Genomic DNA, 19,763 nt, shown 5'->3' with positions numbered 1-19,763 from the left:
CTCGCCCCCCAACTACAGGAGACAACGCCATGACATCCACCACGCCCCTTCGCACCCGCCGCCGCCTCGCCGCGCTGCCCGTGGCCGCCGCGCTGGCCGCCGCCTTCGGTGCCGGCTCCGCCTTCGCGCAGGACACGGTGAAGATCGGCTTCACGGGCCCGCTGAGCGGCGGCGCCGCGCTCTACGGCAAGAACGTGGTCAACGGCATGGAGATGGCGATCAAGGAAGTGAATGCCGCGGGCCTCGAGGTCGGCGGCAAGAAGTACAAGTTCGAGCTGGTCGCGCTCGACGACAAGTACTCGCCGGCCGATGCCGCCATCAACGCGCGCCGGCTGGTGCAGCAGCACCAGGCGCCGGCGGTGTTCGTGCCGCACTCGGGCGGCATCTACGCGATGCAGGCCTTCAACGAGCAGGAGAAGTTCATCGTGATGGCGTACTCGAGCACGCCGAAGATCACCGAGACCGGCAACAAGCTCACCATCCGTATCCCGCCGACCTTCAACTCCTACATCGAGCCCTTCACGCGCTACGAGATGAAGAAGTTCGGCAAGCGCGTCGGCATGCTGCCGGGCGACCACGAGTACGCGAAGAACTGGAGCCAGCTGTTCGGCCCGGCCTGGGAGAAGGCCGGCGGCACCATCGCCTCGAACAACCCCATGTCCTACAACCGCTCGGCCGACTTCTACAGCGGCGTGAGCCGCGTGCTGGCCGAGAAGCCCGACGTGCTGTTCGTCGGCGGCCCCTCGGAGCCCACCGCGCTGGTGGCCAAGCAGGCGCGCGAGCTCGGCTTCAAGGGCGGCTTCCTGGTGATGGACCAGGCCAAGTTCGACGAGATGGCCAAGGTCACGGGCGGCCTCGGCGCGCTCGAGGGCTCGATCGGCGTGCTGCCGGTGGCTTACGACGAGCGCGTGGGCCCGAAGAGCTTCGCCGAGGCCTACCGCAAGGCCTACGGCGCCGACAAGGACGCGACCACCGAGTCTTCCTACAACTACACGCTGGTGCACGCGCTGGCCGGCGCGATGAAGCTCGCGGGCACCACCAGCGACGCGGCGGCGATCCGCGCCAAGCTCGGCGACGCGCTCAAGGCGCTGCCCGAGAAGATCAATGCCGGCAGCTTCAAGGGCGTGGACAGCGTGGGCGGCACCATCGTCGACCCGCTGGTGGCCACGGTGGAAGGCGGCAAGATCAAGCCGGTGAACCTCAGCGACCTGATGAAGTGACGGGCGCGACGCTGCGCGCCAGCAGGTGGTCCACCAGCCGGCGCTGCGGAAAGCCCAGCGTCTCCTGCCGCGTGCAGATGTACATGCGGCGCGAGGCCCAGGCGTCGGTGAGGTTCAAAAAGCGCAGCCCCATCTCCTTGCGGTAGGTGGCGGCCGCGCCCTCGGGCAGGATGCCCACGCCCATGCCGGCCTCGATCATCCGGCACACGGCCTCGAAGCTCTTGACCTGCACGCGCAGCCGCAGCACCTTGCGCGCCAGCGCGGCCGCGTCCTCGATGGTGCGCGCGATCGCGGAGTCGCTCTCGAGGCCGACGAAGTCGAAATCGAGCAGCTGCTCGAACGAGACCTCGCGGCCGCGGTGCGGATGCCGCCGGTGCACCACGGCCACCAGCCGGTCCATGCGGTAGGGGATGAAGTTGAGGCTGGCGTCGGAGGTCTCGCCGGTGATCACGCCGACGTCGGCCTGGCGCTCGCGGATGGCCTGCACGATCCACACGCTGCGGTGCTCCTCCACGTCGACGCGGATCTCGGGATAGGCGCGCCGGAAGCTCGCCACGTCGTCGGGCAGGAACTGCCCCATCGCCGAGGCATTGGCCTGCAGCCGCACGCGGCCGGTGGCGCCCTGCGCGTAGTCGGACAGGTCGGCGCGCATGCGGTCGACGTCGCGCAGGATCAGCCGCGCATGTACCGCGAGCGATTCGCCCGCGCCCGTCACGGTCACGCCGCGCGAGCTGCGCTGGAACAGGGTCACGCCGAACTGGCTCTCGAGCATCGCGATGCGCCGGCTCGCGGCCGACAGCACCATGTGGCTCTCGGCGGCGGCCTTCGAGAGGCTGCCGCATTCGACGGCGCGCAGGAACAGCGCAAGGGAATCCAGGTCGGGTCTCATGGGGGCGGGGGTCGGTCGGCCACTATCATTGCACGCCGCCGCGCGCCCACTGCCGCGGCCGGCCCCTTCGACCGACAATCCTTGCCATGACCGACGCCACCGAACGCCCGCCCCTGCCCGACCGCCTCTCGACCGACGCGCGCAGCCCCTTCCATCTGCCCACGGCCTTCGAGCACGAGATCGGCATCCGCTTCAACGGCAAGGAACGCCTCGACGTCGAGGAGTACTGCATCAGCGAAGGCTGGATCAAGGTGCCGGCCGGCAAGACGGTGGACCGCAAGGGCCATCCGCTGCTGCTCAAGCTCAAGGGCACGGTCGAGGTCTACTACCGCTGACGCGGCAGTCGTTCTTCAGCGCCCCCAGCGCAACACCAGCGGATCGAGCCGCCGCGCGGTCTCGATCAGTCCCGCGCGCGTGTCAGGATGCAGCGCCGGCAGCGGATGCCGCGGCGCCTCGCAGGCGATGACGCCGCCCTCCTTCATCAGCGCCTTGCAGGCCAGGAGGCCGGCCTGGCGGTTCTCGTAGTTGATCAGCGGCAGCCACTGCTGGTAGCGCGCGAAGGCCTCCTCGCGCCGGCCCTCGCGGTGCGCCACCAGGATCGGGCGCAGGCCGTCGGGATAGCCGCCGCCGGTCATCGAGCCGGTGGCGCCGGCATCGAGGTCGGGCATCAGCGTGATCGCCTCCTCGCCGTCCCACGGGCCCTCGACCGCGTCGCCGCCCAGGCGGATCAGCTCGCGCAGCTTGGCGGCCGCGCCCGCGGTCTCGATCTTGAAATAGGCCAGGTGCTCGATCTCGCGCGCCATGCGCGCGAGGAACGGCGCCGACAGCACGGTGCCGCTGGCCGGCGCGTCCTGCACCATGATCGGAATGCCCACGGCGTCCGACAGCCGCGCGTAGAACGCGAAGATCTGTTCCTCGGGCACGCGGAAAGTGGCGCCGTGATACGGCGGCATCACCATCAGCATCGCGGCGCCCATGTCCTGCGCGCGGCGGCTGCGCTCGGCGCACACCCGGGTGCTGTAGTGGGTGGTGGTCACGATCACCGGCACGCGACCCTTCACGTGCTCGAGCACGGTGCGCGTGAGCACCTCGCGCTCCTCGTCCGACAGCACGAACTGCTCGGAGAAGTTGGCCAGGATGCACAGGCCGTCGGAGCCGGCGTCGATCATGAAGTCGACGCAGCGCTTCTGGCTCTCGAGGTCGAGCGCGCCCTGTTCGTCGAAGGTGGTGGGCACCACCGGGAAGATGCCGCGGTATCGGGGGGTCATGGTGTGTCGAAGAGGTCGGTTGTTCATTGCGCTACGGCCGAAGACGGGAGCGGACTTCCGGACGCAGAGGACGCGAAGACTTCGCGAAGGACGCAAAAGGAAGACAAGAAAATTTTTGAATTTCTCTTTCGCGCCCTTTGCGGAATCTTCGCGTCCTCTGCGTCCGGCTGTTGGTGTTTCATTTCAGTGCGAATGGCGCGGCACGGCCGCCCCACGGCAACCGACCAGGAAATCGAAGTCGCAGCCCTCGTCGGCCTGCAGCACGTGGTTCACGTAGAGCTTCTGGTAGCCGCCGCCGCGCGTGTTCATGGGCTGCGCGTCGGAGGGCCCGAGCGCGGCCAGCCGCGCGGCCAGTTCCTCGTCGCCGATATCCAGGTGCAGCCGGCCGGCATCGCAGTCGAGCTCGATCCAGTCGCCGTCGCGCACCGCCGCCAGCGGGCCGCCGTCGGCCGCCTCGGGCGCGACGTGCAGCACCACGGTGCCGTAGGCGGTGCCGCTCATGCGCGCGTCGGAGATGCGCACCATGTCCTTGATGCCCTGGCGCAGCAGCTTGGGCGGCAGGCCCATGTTGCCGACCTCGGCCATGCCGGGGTAGCCCTTGGGGCCGCAGTTCTTCAGCACGAGGACGGAGCTGGCGTCGACCTCGAGCGATTCGTCGACGATGCGCTCCTTGTAGTGCTCGAGGTTCTCGAACACCACCGCGCGGCCGCGATGCTTGAGCAGCTCGGGCGTGGCCGCCGAGGGCTTGAGCACGGCGCCGCGCGGCGCGAGGTTGCCGCGCAGGATGCGGATGCCGCCGTCGGCGATCAGGGGCTTGTCGAGCGGGCGGATCACTTCGTCGTCAAGGCTGGGCGCGTCGCGCACGTTGTCCCACAGCGAGCGGCCGTTGACGGTGAGCGCGCCCGGGTGCGGCAGCAGGCCGTTCTCGCCGAGCCGGCGCAGCACCGCGGGCAGGCCGCCCGCGTAGTAGAACTCCTCCATCAGGAAGCGGCCCGAGGGCATCAGGTCGACGATGGTCGGCGTGTGGCTGCCGATGCGGGTCCAGTCCTCGAGCTCGAGTTCGACGCCGATGCGCCCCGCGATCGCCTTCAGGTGGATCACGGCATTGGTCGAGCCGCCGATGGCGGCATTGACGCGGATGGCGTTCTCGAAGGCCTCGCGCGTGAGCACCTTCGAGAGCGTCAGGCCCTCCTTCGCCATCTCGACCGCGCGCATGCCCGACATCTGCGCCAGCACGTAGCGCCGCGCGTCGACCGCGGGAATGGCCGCGTTGTGCGGCAGCGAGGTGCCGAGCGCCTCGGCCATGCAGGCCATGGTGGAGGCCGTGCCCATGGTGTTGCAGGTGCCGGCCGAGCGCGACATGCCGCCCTCGGCCGAGAGGAACTGGTGCAGGTCGATCTCGCCGGCCTTGAGCGATTCGTGCAGCTGCCACACGGCCGTGCCCGAGCCGATGTTGCGGCCGTCGAGCTTGCCGTTGAGCATCGGCCCGCCCGTGACCACGATGGCCGGGATGTCGCAGCTCGCCGCGCCCATCAGCAGCGCGGGCGTGGTCTTGTCGCAGCCGGTCAGCAGCACCACGGCATCGACCGGGTTGCCGCGGATGGCTTCCTCGACGTCCATGCTCGCGAGGTTGCGCGTGAGCATGGCGGTGGGCCGCAGGTTCGATTCGCCGTTGGAGAACACCGGGAACTCGACCGGGAAGCCGCCGGCCTCCGAGATGCCGCGCTTGACGTGCTCGGCGATCTTGCGGAAGTGGGCGTTGCAGGGCGTGAGTTCCGACCAGGTGTTGCAGATGCCGACGATCGGCCGGCCATCGAACTCGTGGTCGGGGATGCCCTGGTTCTTCATCCAGCTGCGGTACATGAAGCCGTTCTTGTCGGCCGTGCCGAACCATTCGGCGGAGCGCAATTTCTTCTGGGTCATGGGGAGGTCGATCAGCGGCGCGGGGCGCGCGAGGTGAAGAAGCGTTGCAGCAGGCAGAACACGAACAGCAGCGCGCCGACGACGATGCGCGTCCACCACGAGCTCAGCGTGCCGTCGAAGGAGATCAGGGTCTGGATGATCCCGAGCATCAGCACGCCGAACAGCGTGCCGGCGACATAGCCCACGCCGCCGGTGAGCAGGGTGCCGCCGATGACCACCGCCGCGATGGCGTCGAGCTCGAGGCCCACGGCATGCAGGCCGTAGCCCGAGAGCATGTAGAAGGTGAAGATGACGCCGGCCAGCGCCGAGCAGAAGCCCGAGAGGGTGTAGACGCCGATCAGCGTGCGACGCACCGGCAGGCCCATCAGCATGGCCGAATGCTCGCTGCCGCCGATGGCGTAGACGGCGCGGCCGAAGGGCGTGCAGTGGGCGACGAAGACCGCGGCCAGCAGCACGCCGACGGCGATCGCCGCGCTCAGCGAGATCGAGGCCTCGCCCCAGATGGGAATGCGGATCTGCGAGACCTCGGTGTAGAACTCGTTCGTGATGCTGATCGAGTCGATGCTGATCAGGTAGCACAGGCCGCGCGCGAGGAACATGCCGGCCAGCGTGACGATGAAGGGCTGCAGCCGGTAGCGCTCGATCAGCAGGCCCATGAAGGCGCCGAAGGCGGTGCCCATGGCGAGCACGAGCGGAATCACCACCGCCGGGCTCCAGCCGTGCTTCTCGACCAGCGCGGCCGACACCATGGTGGTGAGCGCGATCACCGAGCCCACCGAAAGATCGATGCCGCCCGAGAGGATCACGAAGGTCATGCCGACGGCGACGACGATCAGGAAGGCGTTGTCGATCAGCAGGTTGAGGAAGACCTGGGCCGAGAAGAAGCCGTCGTAGAACACCGAGCCCAGCGTGGCGACGAGCACGAACAGCGAGATGGTCGCGGCCAGCGGCAGGTACTTGGGATTGAGCCTGCTGCGCTCCTTCCCCCCTGTACGCACGGCGGAGGACTGTGGTGCCGCCTCGATCACCGCGCTCATGCCTTGGCTCCGTCATGCGCCGGCCGCTGCACCAGCGTCCGTATCTCCGCCCTGAACTCGGGCGACTGCAGCAGCATCACCGCGAACACCACGCCGGCCTTCACCACGAGGTTGATCTCGGGCGGCACGCCGAGCGAGTAGATCGCATAGGTCAGGGTCTGGATGATCAGCGCGCCGATCACGCTGCCCACGAGGCTGAAGCGCCCGCCGGTCAGCGCGGTGCCGCCGAGGGTCACGGCGAGGATCGCGTCGAGCTCGATCAGCTGGCCGGCGTTGTTGCCGTCCGCGCTCTTGACGTTGGAGCTGATCAGCAGGCCCGCCACGCCCGCGCAGGCACCGCAGAAGGCATAGGCCCCGACGATCAGCCGCCGCGCCTGCACGCCCGCCACGCGCGCGGCCGTCGGGTTGATGCCCACGGCCTGGATGAACAGGCCCAGCGCGGTGCGGGTGATGGCGAGATACAGCAGCACGAACACGGTGGCCACGATGAACAGCGAGAACGGCAGGCCCAGCAGGTAGCCGCTGCCGAGGAAGAAGAAGGGCTTGTAGTAGATGGTGATGATCTGGCCGTCGGCGATGAGCTGGGCGATGCCGCGCCCGGCCACCATGAGGATCAGCGTGGCGATGATCGGCTGCATGCCGACCTTGGCCACCAGCAGGCCGTTCCACAGGCCGCACAGCAACGCGATGCCGATGGCCGCCACGATGGCCAGGCTCATGGGAAAGCGGCTCACGTCACTGGCCACCGAGCCGCCGATCATCCAGGCCGCGAGCGCCGCCGCGATGGCCACGACGGCGCCGACCGAGATGTCGATGCCGCGCGTGGCGATGACCAGGGTCATGCCCAGCGACACCAGCACCAGGGGGGCGGCGCGGTTGAGGATGTCGATGAGGCTGCCGTAGAGATGGCCCTCTCTCCATTCGAGGTGGAGGAAGCTGGGGTTGAAGGCTGTGTTGACGGCCAGCAAGAGGAACAGCGTGACCAGGGGCCAGGTCAGGCGGTGGTGCATGGCCTTGTGCACTCGGCTTTTTGTTGCTGTCATTGGTAGGGTCTCTGCTTGAGGGCTGGGGCGCGTGCACAGGACAGCGGGTACTTCCCTCCGCGAATGTCCCCCGCCCTTCGGGCTCCTCCTTGATTTCGCTGCGGGAAGCACCCACTGCCCTGTGCACGAGAGGCGCTGCGGTGGTGCCGGCGGTTCAACAACCGCTGCGTCCAGGCGCGCGTCGATGGGGTACTCCCCGCAGCGAAATAAAGGAGGAGCCGAAGGCGGGGGACATTCGCGGAGGGGAGTACCCCATCGGCGCGCGCCCGTCCCGAACGAACAAAGCAAGACAAGCGCTTCATGCCGCAGCAATCATGTCGTACACCTCGTCTTCGGTGGCCCCGCCCGGCAACTCCCCCACCTTCTTCCGGTCACGCAGGACCACGATGCGATGCGCGACCCGCACCACCTCGCTCATCTCGGAAGAAATGAAGATCACCGCCATCCCCGCGCGCGCGAGCCGCAGGATCTCTTCCATGATCTCCTGCTTGGCCGCCACGTCGATGCCGCGCGTGGGCTCGTCGAGGATCAGGATGCGCGGCTCGGTCGCGAGCCAGCGCGCGATCATGGCCTTCTGCTGGTTGCCGCCCGACAGCAATCCGATGGGGGTCTCGACACTTGCCGTCTTGATGCCCAGCGAGGCCACGAAGCGCTCGGCCATCGCCGTCTGTTCGGCATGCGAGAGGAACTTGCGCGTGCCCAGGCGCGCCTGCAGCGCGAGCGCGATGTTCTCGCGCACCGACAGCTCGGCCACGATGCCGTCGGTCTTGCGTTCCTCGGGGCACAGCGCCAGACCCTCGCGGATCGCATCGGCCGGGTTCGAGAAGCTCAGCGTGCGGCCCTCGATCTTCAACACCCCGCGGTCGGGCGTCTCGAGCCCGAACAGCAGCCGCGCCAGTTCCGTGCGGCCCGCGCCCAGCAGGCCCGCGATGCCGACCACCTCGCCGGCACGCACGCGCAGGTCGGTCGGCTGCAGCTGGCCGGCCTGTGCCAGCCCCTCGATCTGCAGCAGCGCGGGGGCCGCCTCGTCGAAGGCCGGCAATGCCGCGGGCCGCGCCGACTGCGCCGCCAGCTCGCGCCCGAGCATCGCCGCGATCAGCGCCTGCGGCCCCAGGTCCGCCGCCTTCCATTCGCCCACCCAGTGGCCGTTGCGCAGCACCGTGATGCGGTCGGACACTGCATACATCTGGTTGAGAAAGTGCGTCACGAAGACGATCGCCATGCCTTCCGCGCGCAGCCGCCGCAACACCTCGAACAGCTTCTCGACCTCGTCGTCGTCCAGGCTCGAGGTGGGCTCGTCGAGGATCAGCACCTTCGACGACACGCCGAGCGCGCGCGCGATCGCCACCATCTGCTGCACCGCCACCGAATAGCTCGACAGCAAGCGCGTCACGTCGATCTCGAGCCCGATGCGCGCGAGCAGTTCCTCCGCGCGGCGGTTCACCGCGCGCCAGTCGATGCGAAAGCCCTGCAGCGCGCCACGGCGCGGATAGCGACCCGCGAACACGTTCTCGGCCACCGACAGGTTCGGGCACAGGTTCACTTCCTGGTAGACCGTGCTGATGCCGAGCTTCTGCGCATCGAGCGGCGAGGCCGGATGGATCGCCTGCCCGTCTAGGAACATCTCGCCGCCGCTCGAGGGCAGCACGCCCGTCAGCACCTTGATCAGCGTCGACTTGCCCGCGCCGTTCTGCCCCATCAGCGCATGCACCTCGCCCGGGTACAGCTCGAGCTGCACGTCGTCGAGCACGGCGATGCCGCCGAACTGCTTGCGGATGCCGCGCAGCGCGAGCACGGGCAGGGGCGCGGAGGTCGCGGAGTCGGCCATGGCGCTACTTGTTCTTGTTGTAGACATCGATGAACACCGCCGCCAGCAGCACCAGCCCCTTGATCACCTGCTGGTAGTCGATGCCGATGCCGAGGATCGACATGCCGTTGTTCATCACGCCCATGATGAAGGCGCCGATCACCGCGCCCATCACCTTGCCCACGCCGCCCGAGGCAGAGGCGCCGCCGATGAAGCAGGCCGCGATCACGTCGAGCTCGAAGCCCAGGCCGGCCTTGGGCGTGGCGGTGTTGAGCCGGGCCGCGAACACCAGTCCCGCAAGCGCGGCCAGCGCGCCCATGTTCACGAAGGTCAGGAAGGCCAGGCGCTGCGTCTTCACGCCCGACAGCCGCGCCGCCTTCTCGTTGCCGCCCAGCGCATAGATGCGCCGGCCGATGGTGGTGCGGTTGGTGACGAAGTCGTAGGCCACGATCAGTACCGCCATCACGATCAGCACATTGGGCAGGCCCTTGTAGGTGGCCAGCAGGTAGCTAAAGAACAGGATGATGGCCGCGAAGAACAGGTTCTTCACGAGGAAGAAGGCATAGGGCTCCTGCGCCATGCCGTGCGCCGCGAGCTTCGCACGGCCGCGCAGCTTGAAGAACACCAGCGCCGCGGCCGCCAGCGCGCCCACGACCAGCGAGGTGGTGCGCAGCGCCGCGCCGCCGATCGGGTCGGGGATGAAGCCCGAGCTCAGGCGCTGGAAGGCCTCGGGGAACGGCCCCACCGACTGGCCCGCGAGCAATGCCAGCGTGAGCCCCTTGAACACCAGCATGCCCGCGAGCGTGACGATGAACGAGGGGATCTTGCGGAAGGCCACGAACCAGCCCTGCGCCGCGCCGATGAGCGCGCCCGCGAGGATGCTCACGATCGCGGTCGGCACGAAATGCCATTCGTACTCCACCATCAGCACCGCCGCCAGCGCGCCGATGAAGCCGCAGACCGAGCCCACCGACAGGTCGATGTGGCCGGCCACGATCACCAGCAGCATGCCCAGCGCCATGATCACCACATAGCTGTTCTGCAGCAGCAGGTTCGTGAGGTTCAGCGGCCGCAGCAGGGTGCCGTCGGTCAGCACCTGGAACAGCACCATGATCGCGACCAGCGAGATCAGCATGCCGTATTCGCGCAGGTTGTTCTTGAGGAAGCCCGCGTGCAGGCCCCGGGGCTCGGCGGCCACGGCGGCGGTCACCGCCTGTGCTTCAGGCCGCGACATGGACCGTGCTCCCCGCGCGCACGATGGCGTGCATGATGCGTTCCTGCGTGGCCTCGGCGGCCGTGAATTCGGCGACGAAGCGCCCCTCGTTCATCACGTAAATGCGGTCGCACATGCCGAGCAGCTCCGGCAGTTCGGAAGAGATCATGAGAATGCCTTTGCCCTCGCGCGCGAGCCGGTCGATGATGGTGTAGATCTCGTACTTGGCGCCCACGTCGATGCCGCGCGTGGGCTCGTCGAGGATCAGCAGCTCGGGCTGCGTGAAGAGCCACTTGCTCAGCACCACCTTCTGCTGATTGCCGCCCGAGAGGTTGACCACCGGCTGCTCGATGCCCGCGCAGCGGATCTTGAGCGCCTTGCGGTACTCGTTCGCCACCTGGAACTCGCGGCCCGGGTCGATCACCAGGCCGTCGGCCACCGCGCCGAGGTTCGCGAGGCTCACGTTCTTGCGGATCTCCTCCTCGAGCACCAGGCCCAGGCCCTTGCGGTCCTCGGTCACGTAGGCGATGCCGTGGTCGATGGCCTTGCGCACCGTGCTCACGTCCACCGTCTTGCCGTGCATCAGCACCTCGCCGCTGATGCGCTGGCCGTAGGAGCGGCCGAACACGCTCATCGCGAGCTCGGTGCGGCCCGCGCCCATCAGGCCCGCGATGCCTACGATCTCGCCCTGGCGCACGCGCAGGCCCACGCCGTGGATCTGCTCGCGGTCGGCATGCTGCGCATGGTGCACGCGCCAGTCGCGCAGCTCGAACACCGTCTCGCCGATCTTCGGCTCGCGCGGCGGATAGCGGTGCGCCATGTCGCGCCCCACCATGCCGCGCACGATGCGGTCCTCGCTGATCGGCTGGGCGCGGCAGTCCATGGTCTCGACCGTGGCGCCGTCGCGCAGCACGGTGATCGCATCGGCCACCTTGGCGATCTCGTTGAGCTTGTGCGAGATCAGGATCGAGGCGATGCCCTGGCGCTTGAGCTCGAGCAGCAGCCGCAGCAGCGCGTCGCTGTCGGTCTCGTTGAGGCTCGCGGTGGGCTCGTCGAGGATCAGCAGGCGCACCTCCTTCGCGAGCGCCTTCGCAATTTCAACCAGCTGCTGCTTGCCCACGCCGAGGTCGGTCACCAGCGTGGTCGGCGCTTCCTTCAGGCCGACCTTGGCGAGCAGCTCGCGCGTCCTCGCATAGGCCGCGAACCAGTCGATCACGCCGCCGCGCGCGATCTCGTTGCCGAGGAAGATGTTCTCGGCGATCGACAGCAGCGGCACCAGCGCGAGCTCCTGGTGGATGATGATGATGCCGAGCTTCTCGCTGTCGGCGATGCCCCGGAAGCGGCGCGGCTCGCCCTCGAACAGGATCTCGCCGTCGTACGAGTCGCAGGGATAGACGCCGCTGAGCACCTTCATCAGCGTGGACTTGCCGGCCCCGTTCTCGCCCACCACCGCGTGGATCTCCCCCGCGCGCACCGCGAGGTTGACGTTGCACAGCGCCTTCACGCCCGGGAAGGTCTTGGTGATCCCGCGCATCTCGAGGATCGTGCCGCCGCCGTGCGCGTCGCGCTCGTTCACTTGACCTGGCTTTCCTTGTAGTAGCCGCTGTCGACCAGCACCTGCTTCCAGTTGCTGCCGTCGACGCTGACCGGCTTGAGCAGGTACGAGGGCACGACCTTGACGCCGTTGTTGTAGGTCTTGGTGTCGTTGACCTCGGGCGTCTTGCCCGAGAGCATGGCGTCGACCATCGCCACCGTGACCTTGGCGAGCTCGCGCGTGTCCTTGAACACGGTCGAGCTCTGCTCCTTGCGCAGGATCGACTTCACCGAGGGAATCTCGGCGTCCTGCCCCGACACCACCGGCATCGGCTGCGAGCCCGAGCCGTAGCCCACGCCCTTGAGCGACGACAGGATGCCGATCGACAGCCCGTCGTAGGGCGAGAGCACCGCGTCGACGCGCTCCTTGGTGTAGAAGGCCGACAGCAGGTTGTCCATGCGCGCCTGCGCCACCGCGCCGTCCCAGCGCAGGGTTCCGACCTTGTCCATGCCCGTCTGCTTGCTGCGCACCACCAGCTTGCCGCTCTTGATGTAGGGGTCGAGCACCGACATCGCGCCGTTGTAGAAGAAGAAGGCGTTGTTGTCGTCGGGCGATCCGCCGAACAGCTCGATGTTGAACGGTCCCTTGCCGGCCTTGAGGTCGAGCGCCTTCTCGATCGACTGCGCCTGCAGCACGCCGACCTGGAAGTTGTCGAAGGTGGCGTAGTAGTCGACGTTCTTCGAGCCCTTGATGAGCCGGTCGTAGGCGATCACCTTCACGCCCTTGTCGGCAGCCTTCTGCAGCACGTCGGACAGCGTGGTGCCATCGATGGCCGCGATCACCAGCACCTTCGAGCCCTTGGTCACCATGTTCTCGACCTGCGCGAGCTGGTTCGGGATGTCGTCGTCGGCGTACTGCAGGTCGGTCTTGTAGCCCTTCTCCTTGAAGTACTTGACCATGTTGGCGCCATCGGCGATCCAGCGCGCGGAGGACTTGGTGGGCATCGAGATCGCGATCAGGCCCTTGTCCTGCGCCCGGGCCAGCGGCGCGATGCCGGCGGCGGCGAGCGCGAGGCCCGCCACGGCCGCCTTGAGGAAGTTGCGCTTCATGGTCGTCCTCAGTACTTGCGGTTCGGGAATTCCTTGGCGGCCACTTCCATCGGGAAGATGCCCTCCTCGGTCACGATGCGCTTGGGCAGCGTCTTGCCGGCCTTGATGTCCTTCACCGCCTGCATCAGCTGCGGGCCCAGCAGCGGGCTGCATTCGACCGAGACGTTGAGCTTGCCGGCGATCATGGCCTCGAAGGCGCCCTTCACGCCGTCGATGGAGATGATCACGATGTCCTTTGCGGGCTTGAGGCCGGCCTCCTCGATGGCCTGGATGGCGCCGATCGCCATGTCGTCGTTGTGCGCGTAGAGCACGTTGATCTTCTTGCCCTCGGCCTTGAGGAAGGCTTCCATCACCTCCTTGCCCTTGGCGCGCGTGAAGTCGCCGGTCTGCGAGCGCACGATCTTGAACTTCGGGTCGGCCTTGATGATTTCCTCGAAGCCCTTCTTGCGGTCGATGGCGGGCGCCGAGCCCACCGTGCCCTGCAGCTCGACGATGTTGACCTCGCCCTTCTGGTCCTTCATCTTCTCGACCAGCCAGCGGCCGGCCTTGCGGCCCTCCTCGACGAAGTCCGAGCCCATGAAGGTCACGTAGAGCGTGTCGTCCTTGCTGTTGACGGACCGGTCGGTCAGCACCACCGGGATCTTCGCGGCCTTGGCCTCGCGCAGCACCGTGTCCCAGCCCGACTCGACCACGGGCGAGAAGGCGATCACGTCGACCTTCTGCGCGATGTACGAACGGATCGCCTTGATCTGGTTCTCCTGCTTCTGCTGCGCGTCGGAGAACTTGAGCTCGATGCCCGCCTCCTTGGCCGAGGCCTTGATCGACTCGGTGTTGGCGGTGCGCCATTCGCTTTCGGCGCCGACCTGCGCGAAGCCCAGCACGAGCTTCTTCTGCGCGAGGACGGAAGCCGGCAGCAGACCGCCGAGGGCGGCGGCGGCGAGCGCGGCGTTGAGGGTGCGGCGGTTCATGGTCATGGGTCGTCTCCTGTTGTGGATGGGGGGCTGCTTGTCGGAAACCTTAGGGGGACCTGGGTGCGGGTCAGGCCAGCATGTAGCCGGTCTTGACCTGCGTGTAGAACTCGGCGGCCTGGCGTCCCTGCTCGCGCGGGCCGTAGCCCGAGCCCTTGCGGCCGCCGAAGGGCACGTGAAAGTCCACGCCCGCGGTCGGCAGGTTGACCATGGTCATGCCGACCTCGGCATGGCGCCTGAAATGCATCGCGTGCTTCAGCGAGTTGGTGCAGATGCCGGCGCACAGGCCGAACGGCGTGTCGTTGCACAGCGCGAGCGCATGCTCGTAGTCGGTGGCGCGCAGCACGCAGGCCAGCGGGCCGAAGATCTCCTCGCGCGCGATGCGGTGGCCGGGCTCGGCCAGGAACAGCGCGGGGCTCATGTAGTGGCCGGTGGTGGCGCGCTCCAGCGCTTCGCCGCCCCAGACATGCTCGGCGCCCTCGGCGCGCGCGATGTCGACCCAGGCGAGATGCCCCGCGAGCCGTTCGGCGTCGACGATCGGCCCGATCTCCACGCCGCGCTCGAGCGCATGGCCCACGCGCAGCGCCTTGAGCCGCTCGCGCAGCCGCGCCACGAAGGCATCGTGCACCGCGGCCTCGACGATCAGCCGGCTCGAGGCCGTGCAGCGCTGGCCGGCCGAGAAGTAGGCGCCCTGCACCGCGCAGTCGACCGCGCGCTCGAGGTCGGTGTCGGCCAGCACCACCAGCGCGTTCTTGCCGCCCATCTCGAGCTGCACCCGGGCCCGGCGCGCGGTGGCGCCGCGCAGCACGCGCTCGCCGACGGCGGCCGAGCCGGTGAAGCTCAGCGCGTCGACGTGCGGGCTGTCGACCAGCGCCTGGCCGACCTCGCGGCCGCTGCCCATCACGAGGTTGAACACGCCCGCGGGCAGCGCGGCGCGGCTGATGATCTCGGCCAGCGCCCAGCCGCAGGCCGGCACCCGCTCGGCCGGCTTGAACACCACGCTGTTGCCATGCGCGAGCGCGGGCGCGATCTTCCAGGCCGGCACCGCGAAAGGCGCGTTCCAGGGCGCGATCAGGCCGACCACGCCGAGCGGCTCGCGCGTGACGTCGACCTGCACGCCCGCGCGCGCCGAGGCGAGGCTCTCGCCGCCGCCGGCGCCCGCGCCGCCACGGAAGGCCTCGCCCGCGAAGAACTTGAACACCTGGCCCGCGCGCGCCACCTCGGCCACGGCCTCGGGCAGCACCTTGCCCTCCTCGCGCGCCAGCAGCAGGCCCAGCTCGTCCTTGCGCGCCAGCAGCTCGGCGCCGATGCGGTCGAGCACGTCGGCGCGGCGCTGCGGCGTGCTGTGGCTCCAGTGGGGGAAGGCGTCGGAGGCGGCGCGGATCGCCGCGTCGGTCTGGCGGCGGTCGGCCCGTGCGTACTCGGCCACCACTTCGCTGGTGTCCGAGGGATTGGTGCTCACACCGGTGGTCGCGCTGGTTTCCCAGCGGCCGTTGATGTACTGCCGCACGTTCTGATGGATCTCGCCGTGGAACACCGTGGCGCCGACCTTGTCTCTGTTGTTGTGGGGGGTGGGCGGCAGTCTAGGAATGAAACGGATATCGATCCAATCATTTTTTCGACAAAATGAATATCGATCGAGACATTCTGGAAAACCCGGGCGAACCGAGGTTCTCAGCCTTCATGACGAACTACACCCATTGGTTTATCCGCGCGCGGCTCAAGACGCGCCAGCTGCTGCTGCTGGTGGCACTGGCCGAGGAAGGCAACATCCACCGCGCCGCGCAGGTGCTCAACATGACGCAGCCGGCGGCCTCCAAGCTGCTCAAGGACCTGGAGGACGTGCTCGAGGTGCCGCTGTTCGAGCGGCTGCCGCGCGGCATGCGGCCGACCTGGTACGGCGAGACCATGATCCGCCACGCGCGGGTGGCGCTCGCGAGCCTGAACCAGGCGCACGACGAGCTCACCGCGCTCAAGGCCGGCCGCTTCGGCCAGGTGAGCGTGGGCGCGATCACCGCGCCCGGCCTCACGCTGCTGCCGCCCGCGGTGGCAATGGTCAAGCGCGAGCAGCCCCAGCTGCGGATCTCGCTCGAGATCGAGACCAGCCCGGTGCTGATCGAGCGGCTCGAGCAGGGCAAGCTCGACATCCTGGTGGCGCGGCTGTTCGCCGAGCACGACAAGTCGCAGCTGCGCTACGAGGCGCTGACCGAGGAGCCGGTGTGCGCGCTGGTGCGCCCCGGCCATCCGCTGCTGGGCGTGAGCGGCCTCACGCTGCGCGACGTGGTCGGCGAGGGCTGGATCGTGCCGCCGGCCGGCAGCGTGCTGCGGCACCGCTTCGAACTGATGTTCCAGGAGGAGGGGCTGCAGCCGCCGATCAACACCATCGAGAGCTCGGCGCTGCTGTTCATCACGCGCATGCTGCAGCAGAGCGACATGGTGGCGGTGCTGGCGACCGACGTGGCGCGCTACTACGCCGCGCACGGCATCGTGTCGCTGCTGCCGCTGGACATGCCCTGCCACATGGACGCCTTCGGCATCATCACGCGCACCGACCGGCTGCTGTCGCCGGCGGCCAAGGTGATGATGAAGGCGCTGAAGACGGCGAGCCTGGGCGTCTACGGGCGCAAGCTCGAGATCGACTGAATTCGGGGGCGGGCAGCCGGACGCGAAGAACGCGAAGGTTTCGCGAAGTACGCAAAAGAGACCTCAAAAAATTTGGTATTCCTTTCGCGCTCTTCGCGAAACCTTCGCGTCCTCTGCGTCCGGCTGTTCGGCTGTCTCTCTCAGGTCCACCCGGCATCCACGGTGAACTCCTGCGCCGTGCACATCCGCGCATCGTCCGAGGCCAGGAACAGCACCATGCGCGCGATGTCCTCGGGCATCAGCCTGTCGGGCAGGCACTGGTTGCGCTTCAGGGCCTGCTCGCCCTCGGCGTCGAGCCACAGCGCGACCTGGCGCTCGGTCATCACCCAGCCGGGCGAGACGGTGTTGATGCGGATGCGGTCGCGGCCCAGTTCCACCGCGAGCCCGCGCGTGAGGCCGTTGACCGAGGACTTGGCGATCGCGTAGCAGGGGTAGCCCGAGCCCTTGGTCTGCCAGCCGGTGGAGCCGAGGTTGACGATCGAGCCCGCGCCCAGGCGCTTCATGCCCGGCACCACCGACTGGATCGCGAACAGCGCGGGGCGCTCGTTGATCGCCATGCGGTTGTCGTAGTAGTCGGGCGTGACCGACTCGAGCGTGTGGCGGTCGTCGCTCGCGACGTTGTTGACCAGCACGGCGAAGTCGCCGAGTTCGGCCGCCGCATCGGCGATGGCGGCCTGCAGCGCGGCGATGTCGCGCACGTCGCAGGCACGCCACCAGGGCGCCACGTGGCCGGCCTGTGCGATGCGCTGCGCGAGTTCGGCGCTGGCGGCTTCGGCGATGTCGACGAAGGCCACCCTGGCGCCCTGCGCGGCGAAGGCCGACACGATGGCCGCGCCGATGCCGCTGCCGCCGCCCGTGACGAACACGGTGCGGCCCGAGAGGCTGGGGTGGATGGCAAGGGAGGAGGAAGCGGTCAAGGAGGTCTCCGGACGGGGTGGTCTTGATGCATTGCAAATTGAATATCAATGCATACCGTTATTTTTGATTTCAGTTATCAATATGCCTTGATACGATCCGCGGCGTCAAGAAGACCCGCCACGAGGCACCCAACCAAGAAGGCACGCATGACCGCCGCAGAGACAAGCCCCCTCCCCGCGCCGACGATCCTCGGCACGCCCGAATGCATCTGGGATGCCGGCGCCAACCTCGGCGAAGGCACGATGTGGTCGCCGCGCGAACAGGCGCTCTACTGGATCGACATCCTCACGCCGCGGCTGTTCCGCTTCCACCCCGCGAGCGGCGAGCGCCGGAGCTGGCGCTTCGCCGAGGAGATCACGGCCATCGCCGAGCGCGCCGCCGCCCCGGGCCTGGTGATCACGCAGCGCCGCGGCTTCGCCTTCTTCGATCCCGCGACGGCGCCCGAGGACGAGACCGCCTCGCCCGCCTACCTGCACCAGCCCGAGCCCGAGCGCGCGGGCAACCGCTTCAACGACGGCAAGTGCGACGCGCGCGGCCGCTTCTGGGGCGGCAGCATGGACTTCGACTGCAAGGCGCCCACCGGCGCGCTCTACCGCTTCGACGGCGACGGCCGCTGCGGCCGTCACGACGACGGCTTCGAGGTCACGAACGGCCCGACCTGGTCGGCCGATGGCCGCACCCTGTACTTCAACAACACGGTGCTCAACCATCTCTACGCCTACGACTTCGACATGGAGGCCGGCACGGTGGCGAACCGCCGCCTCTGGCACCGCTTCCCCGCCACCGACGGCCTGCCCGACGGCATGACCACCGACGCGGCCGGCCGACTGTGGATCGCGCACTGGGACGGCGCCTGCGTGAGCTGCCACGATCCGGTGAGCGCGCGGGAACTCGCGCGCATCGCGCTGCCCGCGGGCAACGTCACCGACTGCGCCTTCGGCGGGCCCGACCTGCGCACGCTCTACATCTCGACCGCGCGCAACGGCCGCAGCGAGGCGCAACTCGCCGCCGAGCCGCTGGCCGGCGGTTTGTTCGCGGTGCGCATCGACGGCCCTGGCGTAGCGGCGAACCTGTTCGCGGGCTGACCCGACCCCGTCGGCCCCACGGACACCGGGGATTGCCATGCCGGCGACGCGAAGTCGCCGGAGAATCCGTCGCTTCGCTCCGACGGCCATGCTGCATTTCTCGACCGACGACCTCCGCCCGCAGGACCGCTTCGACCATTGGTGCGAAGTGCGCGGCAAGCACCTGTTCGGCGTCACGATCGAGGTGCCGCGCGAACGGCGCACGGCCTTCGAAGGGCACTTCCTCTCCACGCCGGTCGGCGACGCGAGCATCTCCGCCAGCGTCTCCGAGCTGCGCGCCTCCTCCTACCGCGTGAGCCGCACGCGCGCCGACATCGCGCGCGTCGCGGGCCAGAGCCTGTGCATCGGCCTGCAGGTGCGCGGCCCGGGCTGGGTCGGCAGCGGCCGCGGCGAACCCCTGCTGGTGCGCGAGGGCGACCTCGTGGTCCACCATGCCGACCTGCCGTTCGAGGCCACGCCGATCCGCGGCGACGGCTTCGACTTCCGCTCGCTGCGCATACCGCTCGCGCCCGGCATGCTGCTGGGCGCGCGCGCCGACGACCTGTTCGCGGCACCGCTCACGCGCACGGCCGCCTTCGCGCGACCACTGCTGGCGCTGTTCCGCGCGCTGACGACGCGACCCGGTGAACTCGCCAACGCCGGGGCCGAGGTGGTGCATGCCGTGCGGCTGACGCTGCTGGCGCGCGGCCGCCTCGCGCCGGGCTTGCCCGAGAGCCGTGCCGCGCTGCGCGCGGGCCTGCTGCACGCGGCGCGCGAGATCCTGCAGCGCGACCTGCGGCTGCCCGAACTCTCGCCCTCGGGCGTGGCACGCGAACTGGGCATCTCGCTGCGCCAGGTGCACGTGCTGTTCGAGCCCACCGGCCATTCGTTCGCGCGCACGCTGACGGCGCTGCGGCTCGCCGACGCCTCGCGGCAGCTGGCGGCGGCACCGGAACGCTCGGTCACCGACATCGCCTACCGCAGCGGCTTCGACAGCCTCGCGACCTTCTACCGCGCCTTCCGCGCCGCCTATGCCATGACGCCGCGCGACGCGCGCGCACGGGCCGGCGGCCACTGATCGTTTCGCCGCGGGGCGCCTGCGCGCAATGAGAAGACGCGGCGGCCGC

17 protein-coding genes are annotated in these 19,763 nt (G+C 68.8%); 5 read left to right on the top strand and 12 right to left on the bottom strand.

All coding sequences use genetic code 11. The annotated features are described in order from the left end of the window. The first annotated feature begins 29 nt into the window (after positions 1–29). Positions 30–1,220 carry an ABC transporter substrate-binding protein gene (locus tag AC1HIL_RS09965; RefSeq protein ID WP_479671711.1) on the top strand — a complete coding sequence of 397 codons (1,191 nt, stop codon included), beginning with the start codon at positions 30–32 and terminating at the stop codon, positions 1,218–1,220. On the opposite strand, the gene AC1HIL_RS09960 is transcribed toward AC1HIL_RS09965, so the two are convergent. Further along, positions 1,201–2,109 (bottom strand): LysR family transcriptional regulator, encoded by a 909-nt coding sequence (locus AC1HIL_RS09960; protein ID WP_057594602.1) that lies wholly within the window; start codon positions 2,107–2,109, stop codon positions 1,201–1,203. The genes AC1HIL_RS09965 and AC1HIL_RS09960 overlap by 20 nt on opposite strands. A gap of 86 nt (positions 2,110–2,195) precedes the next feature. Here AC1HIL_RS09960 and AC1HIL_RS09955 point away from each other — a divergent pair, with 86 nt between their 5' ends. Then, on the top strand, positions 2,196–2,444 hold the full coding sequence (locus tag AC1HIL_RS09955; RefSeq protein ID WP_057594601.1) for a DUF3297 family protein: 249 nt from the start codon (positions 2,196–2,198) through the stop codon (positions 2,442–2,444). A gap of 15 nt (positions 2,445–2,459) precedes the next feature. On the opposite strand, the gene AC1HIL_RS09950 is transcribed toward AC1HIL_RS09955, so the two are convergent. The 10 genes from AC1HIL_RS09950 to AC1HIL_RS09905 all read right to left on the bottom strand — a co-directional run bounded on the left by AC1HIL_RS09950 (position 2,460) and on the right by AC1HIL_RS09905 (position 15,548). Beyond that, a complete protein-coding gene (locus AC1HIL_RS09950) occupies positions 2,460–3,377 on the bottom strand; it encodes a dihydrodipicolinate synthase family protein (RefSeq protein WP_261216628.1) in 918 nt (305 codons plus the stop codon). A 183-nt stretch (positions 3,378–3,560) separates the two neighbouring features. Beyond that, positions 3,561–5,300 (bottom strand): IlvD/Edd family dehydratase, encoded by a 1,740-nt coding sequence (locus AC1HIL_RS09945; RefSeq protein WP_479671710.1) that lies wholly within the window; start codon positions 5,298–5,300, stop codon positions 3,561–3,563. 11 nt (positions 5,301–5,311) lie between these two features. Next, positions 5,312–6,337, bottom strand: coding sequence for a galactofuranose ABC transporter, permease protein YjfF (gene yjfF / locus AC1HIL_RS09940; protein ID WP_057594598.1), 1,026 nt, complete (start codon positions 6,335–6,337; stop codon positions 5,312–5,314). After that, entirely contained in the window at positions 6,334–7,380 is a 1,047-nt protein-coding gene (locus AC1HIL_RS09935; RefSeq protein ID WP_479672754.1) for an ABC transporter permease, read from the bottom strand. The genes yjfF and AC1HIL_RS09935 overlap by 4 nt, the downstream gene beginning before the upstream one ends. A gap of 298 nt (positions 7,381–7,678) precedes the next feature. Further along, positions 7,679–9,208, bottom strand: a complete 1,530-nt coding sequence (locus tag AC1HIL_RS09930; protein ID WP_057594596.1) for a sugar ABC transporter ATP-binding protein — start codon at positions 9,206–9,208, stop codon at positions 7,679–7,681. A gap of 4 nt (positions 9,209–9,212) precedes the next feature. Further along, the gene (gene mmsB, locus AC1HIL_RS09925; RefSeq protein WP_479671709.1) at positions 9,213–10,421 is read right to left on the bottom strand and encodes a multiple monosaccharide ABC transporter permease; all 1,209 of its coding nucleotides are present in this window, start codon (positions 10,419–10,421) and stop codon (positions 9,213–9,215) included. Further along, positions 10,408–11,934, bottom strand: coding sequence for a multiple monosaccharide ABC transporter ATP-binding protein (mmsA, locus tag AC1HIL_RS09920; protein ID WP_479672481.1), 1,527 nt, complete (start codon positions 11,932–11,934; stop codon positions 10,408–10,410). Before mmsA ends, mmsB begins: the two co-directional genes overlap by 14 nt. A gap of 38 nt (positions 11,935–11,972) precedes the next feature. Further along, a complete protein-coding gene (chvE, locus tag AC1HIL_RS09915) occupies positions 11,973–13,043 on the bottom strand; it encodes a multiple monosaccharide ABC transporter substrate-binding protein (protein WP_057594594.1) in 1,071 nt (356 codons plus the stop codon). Between the two features lie 8 nt (positions 13,044–13,051). Beyond that, positions 13,052–14,017, bottom strand: coding sequence for an ABC transporter substrate-binding protein (locus AC1HIL_RS09910; protein WP_057594593.1), 966 nt, complete (start codon positions 14,015–14,017; stop codon positions 13,052–13,054). 64 nt (positions 14,018–14,081) lie between these two features. Further along, complete coding sequence (locus AC1HIL_RS09905) at positions 14,082–15,548, bottom strand: aldehyde dehydrogenase family protein (RefSeq protein ID WP_479671708.1); 1,467 nt, start codon at positions 15,546–15,548, stop codon at positions 14,082–14,084. Between the two features lie 146 nt (positions 15,549–15,694). Between AC1HIL_RS09905 and AC1HIL_RS09900 the strand changes: the two genes are divergently transcribed. Continuing rightward, entirely contained in the window at positions 15,695–16,654 is a 960-nt protein-coding gene (locus AC1HIL_RS09900) for a LysR family transcriptional regulator (protein WP_057594591.1), read from the top strand. 140 nt (positions 16,655–16,794) lie between these two features. On the opposite strand, the gene AC1HIL_RS09895 is transcribed toward AC1HIL_RS09900, so the two are convergent. Beyond that, on the bottom strand, positions 16,795–17,571 hold the full coding sequence (locus AC1HIL_RS09895; protein WP_261216612.1) for an SDR family NAD(P)-dependent oxidoreductase: 777 nt from the start codon (positions 17,569–17,571) through the stop codon (positions 16,795–16,797). A gap of 147 nt (positions 17,572–17,718) precedes the next feature. Between AC1HIL_RS09895 and AC1HIL_RS09890 the strand changes: the two genes are divergently transcribed. Next, positions 17,719–18,657, top strand: coding sequence for an SMP-30/gluconolactonase/LRE family protein (locus AC1HIL_RS09890; RefSeq protein ID WP_479671707.1), 939 nt, complete (start codon positions 17,719–17,721; stop codon positions 18,655–18,657). An 88-nt stretch (positions 18,658–18,745) separates the two neighbouring features. Beyond that, positions 18,746–19,714: an AraC family transcriptional regulator gene (locus AC1HIL_RS09885; RefSeq protein ID WP_479671706.1), complete on the top strand. Its 969-nt coding sequence runs from the start codon at positions 18,746–18,748 to the stop codon at positions 19,712–19,714. Positions 19,715–19,763 lie beyond the last annotated feature (49 nt).

The organism is Variovorax sp. ISS6, assembly GCF_056523145.1.
This window is presented reverse-complemented; position numbering and strand designations above follow the sequence as displayed.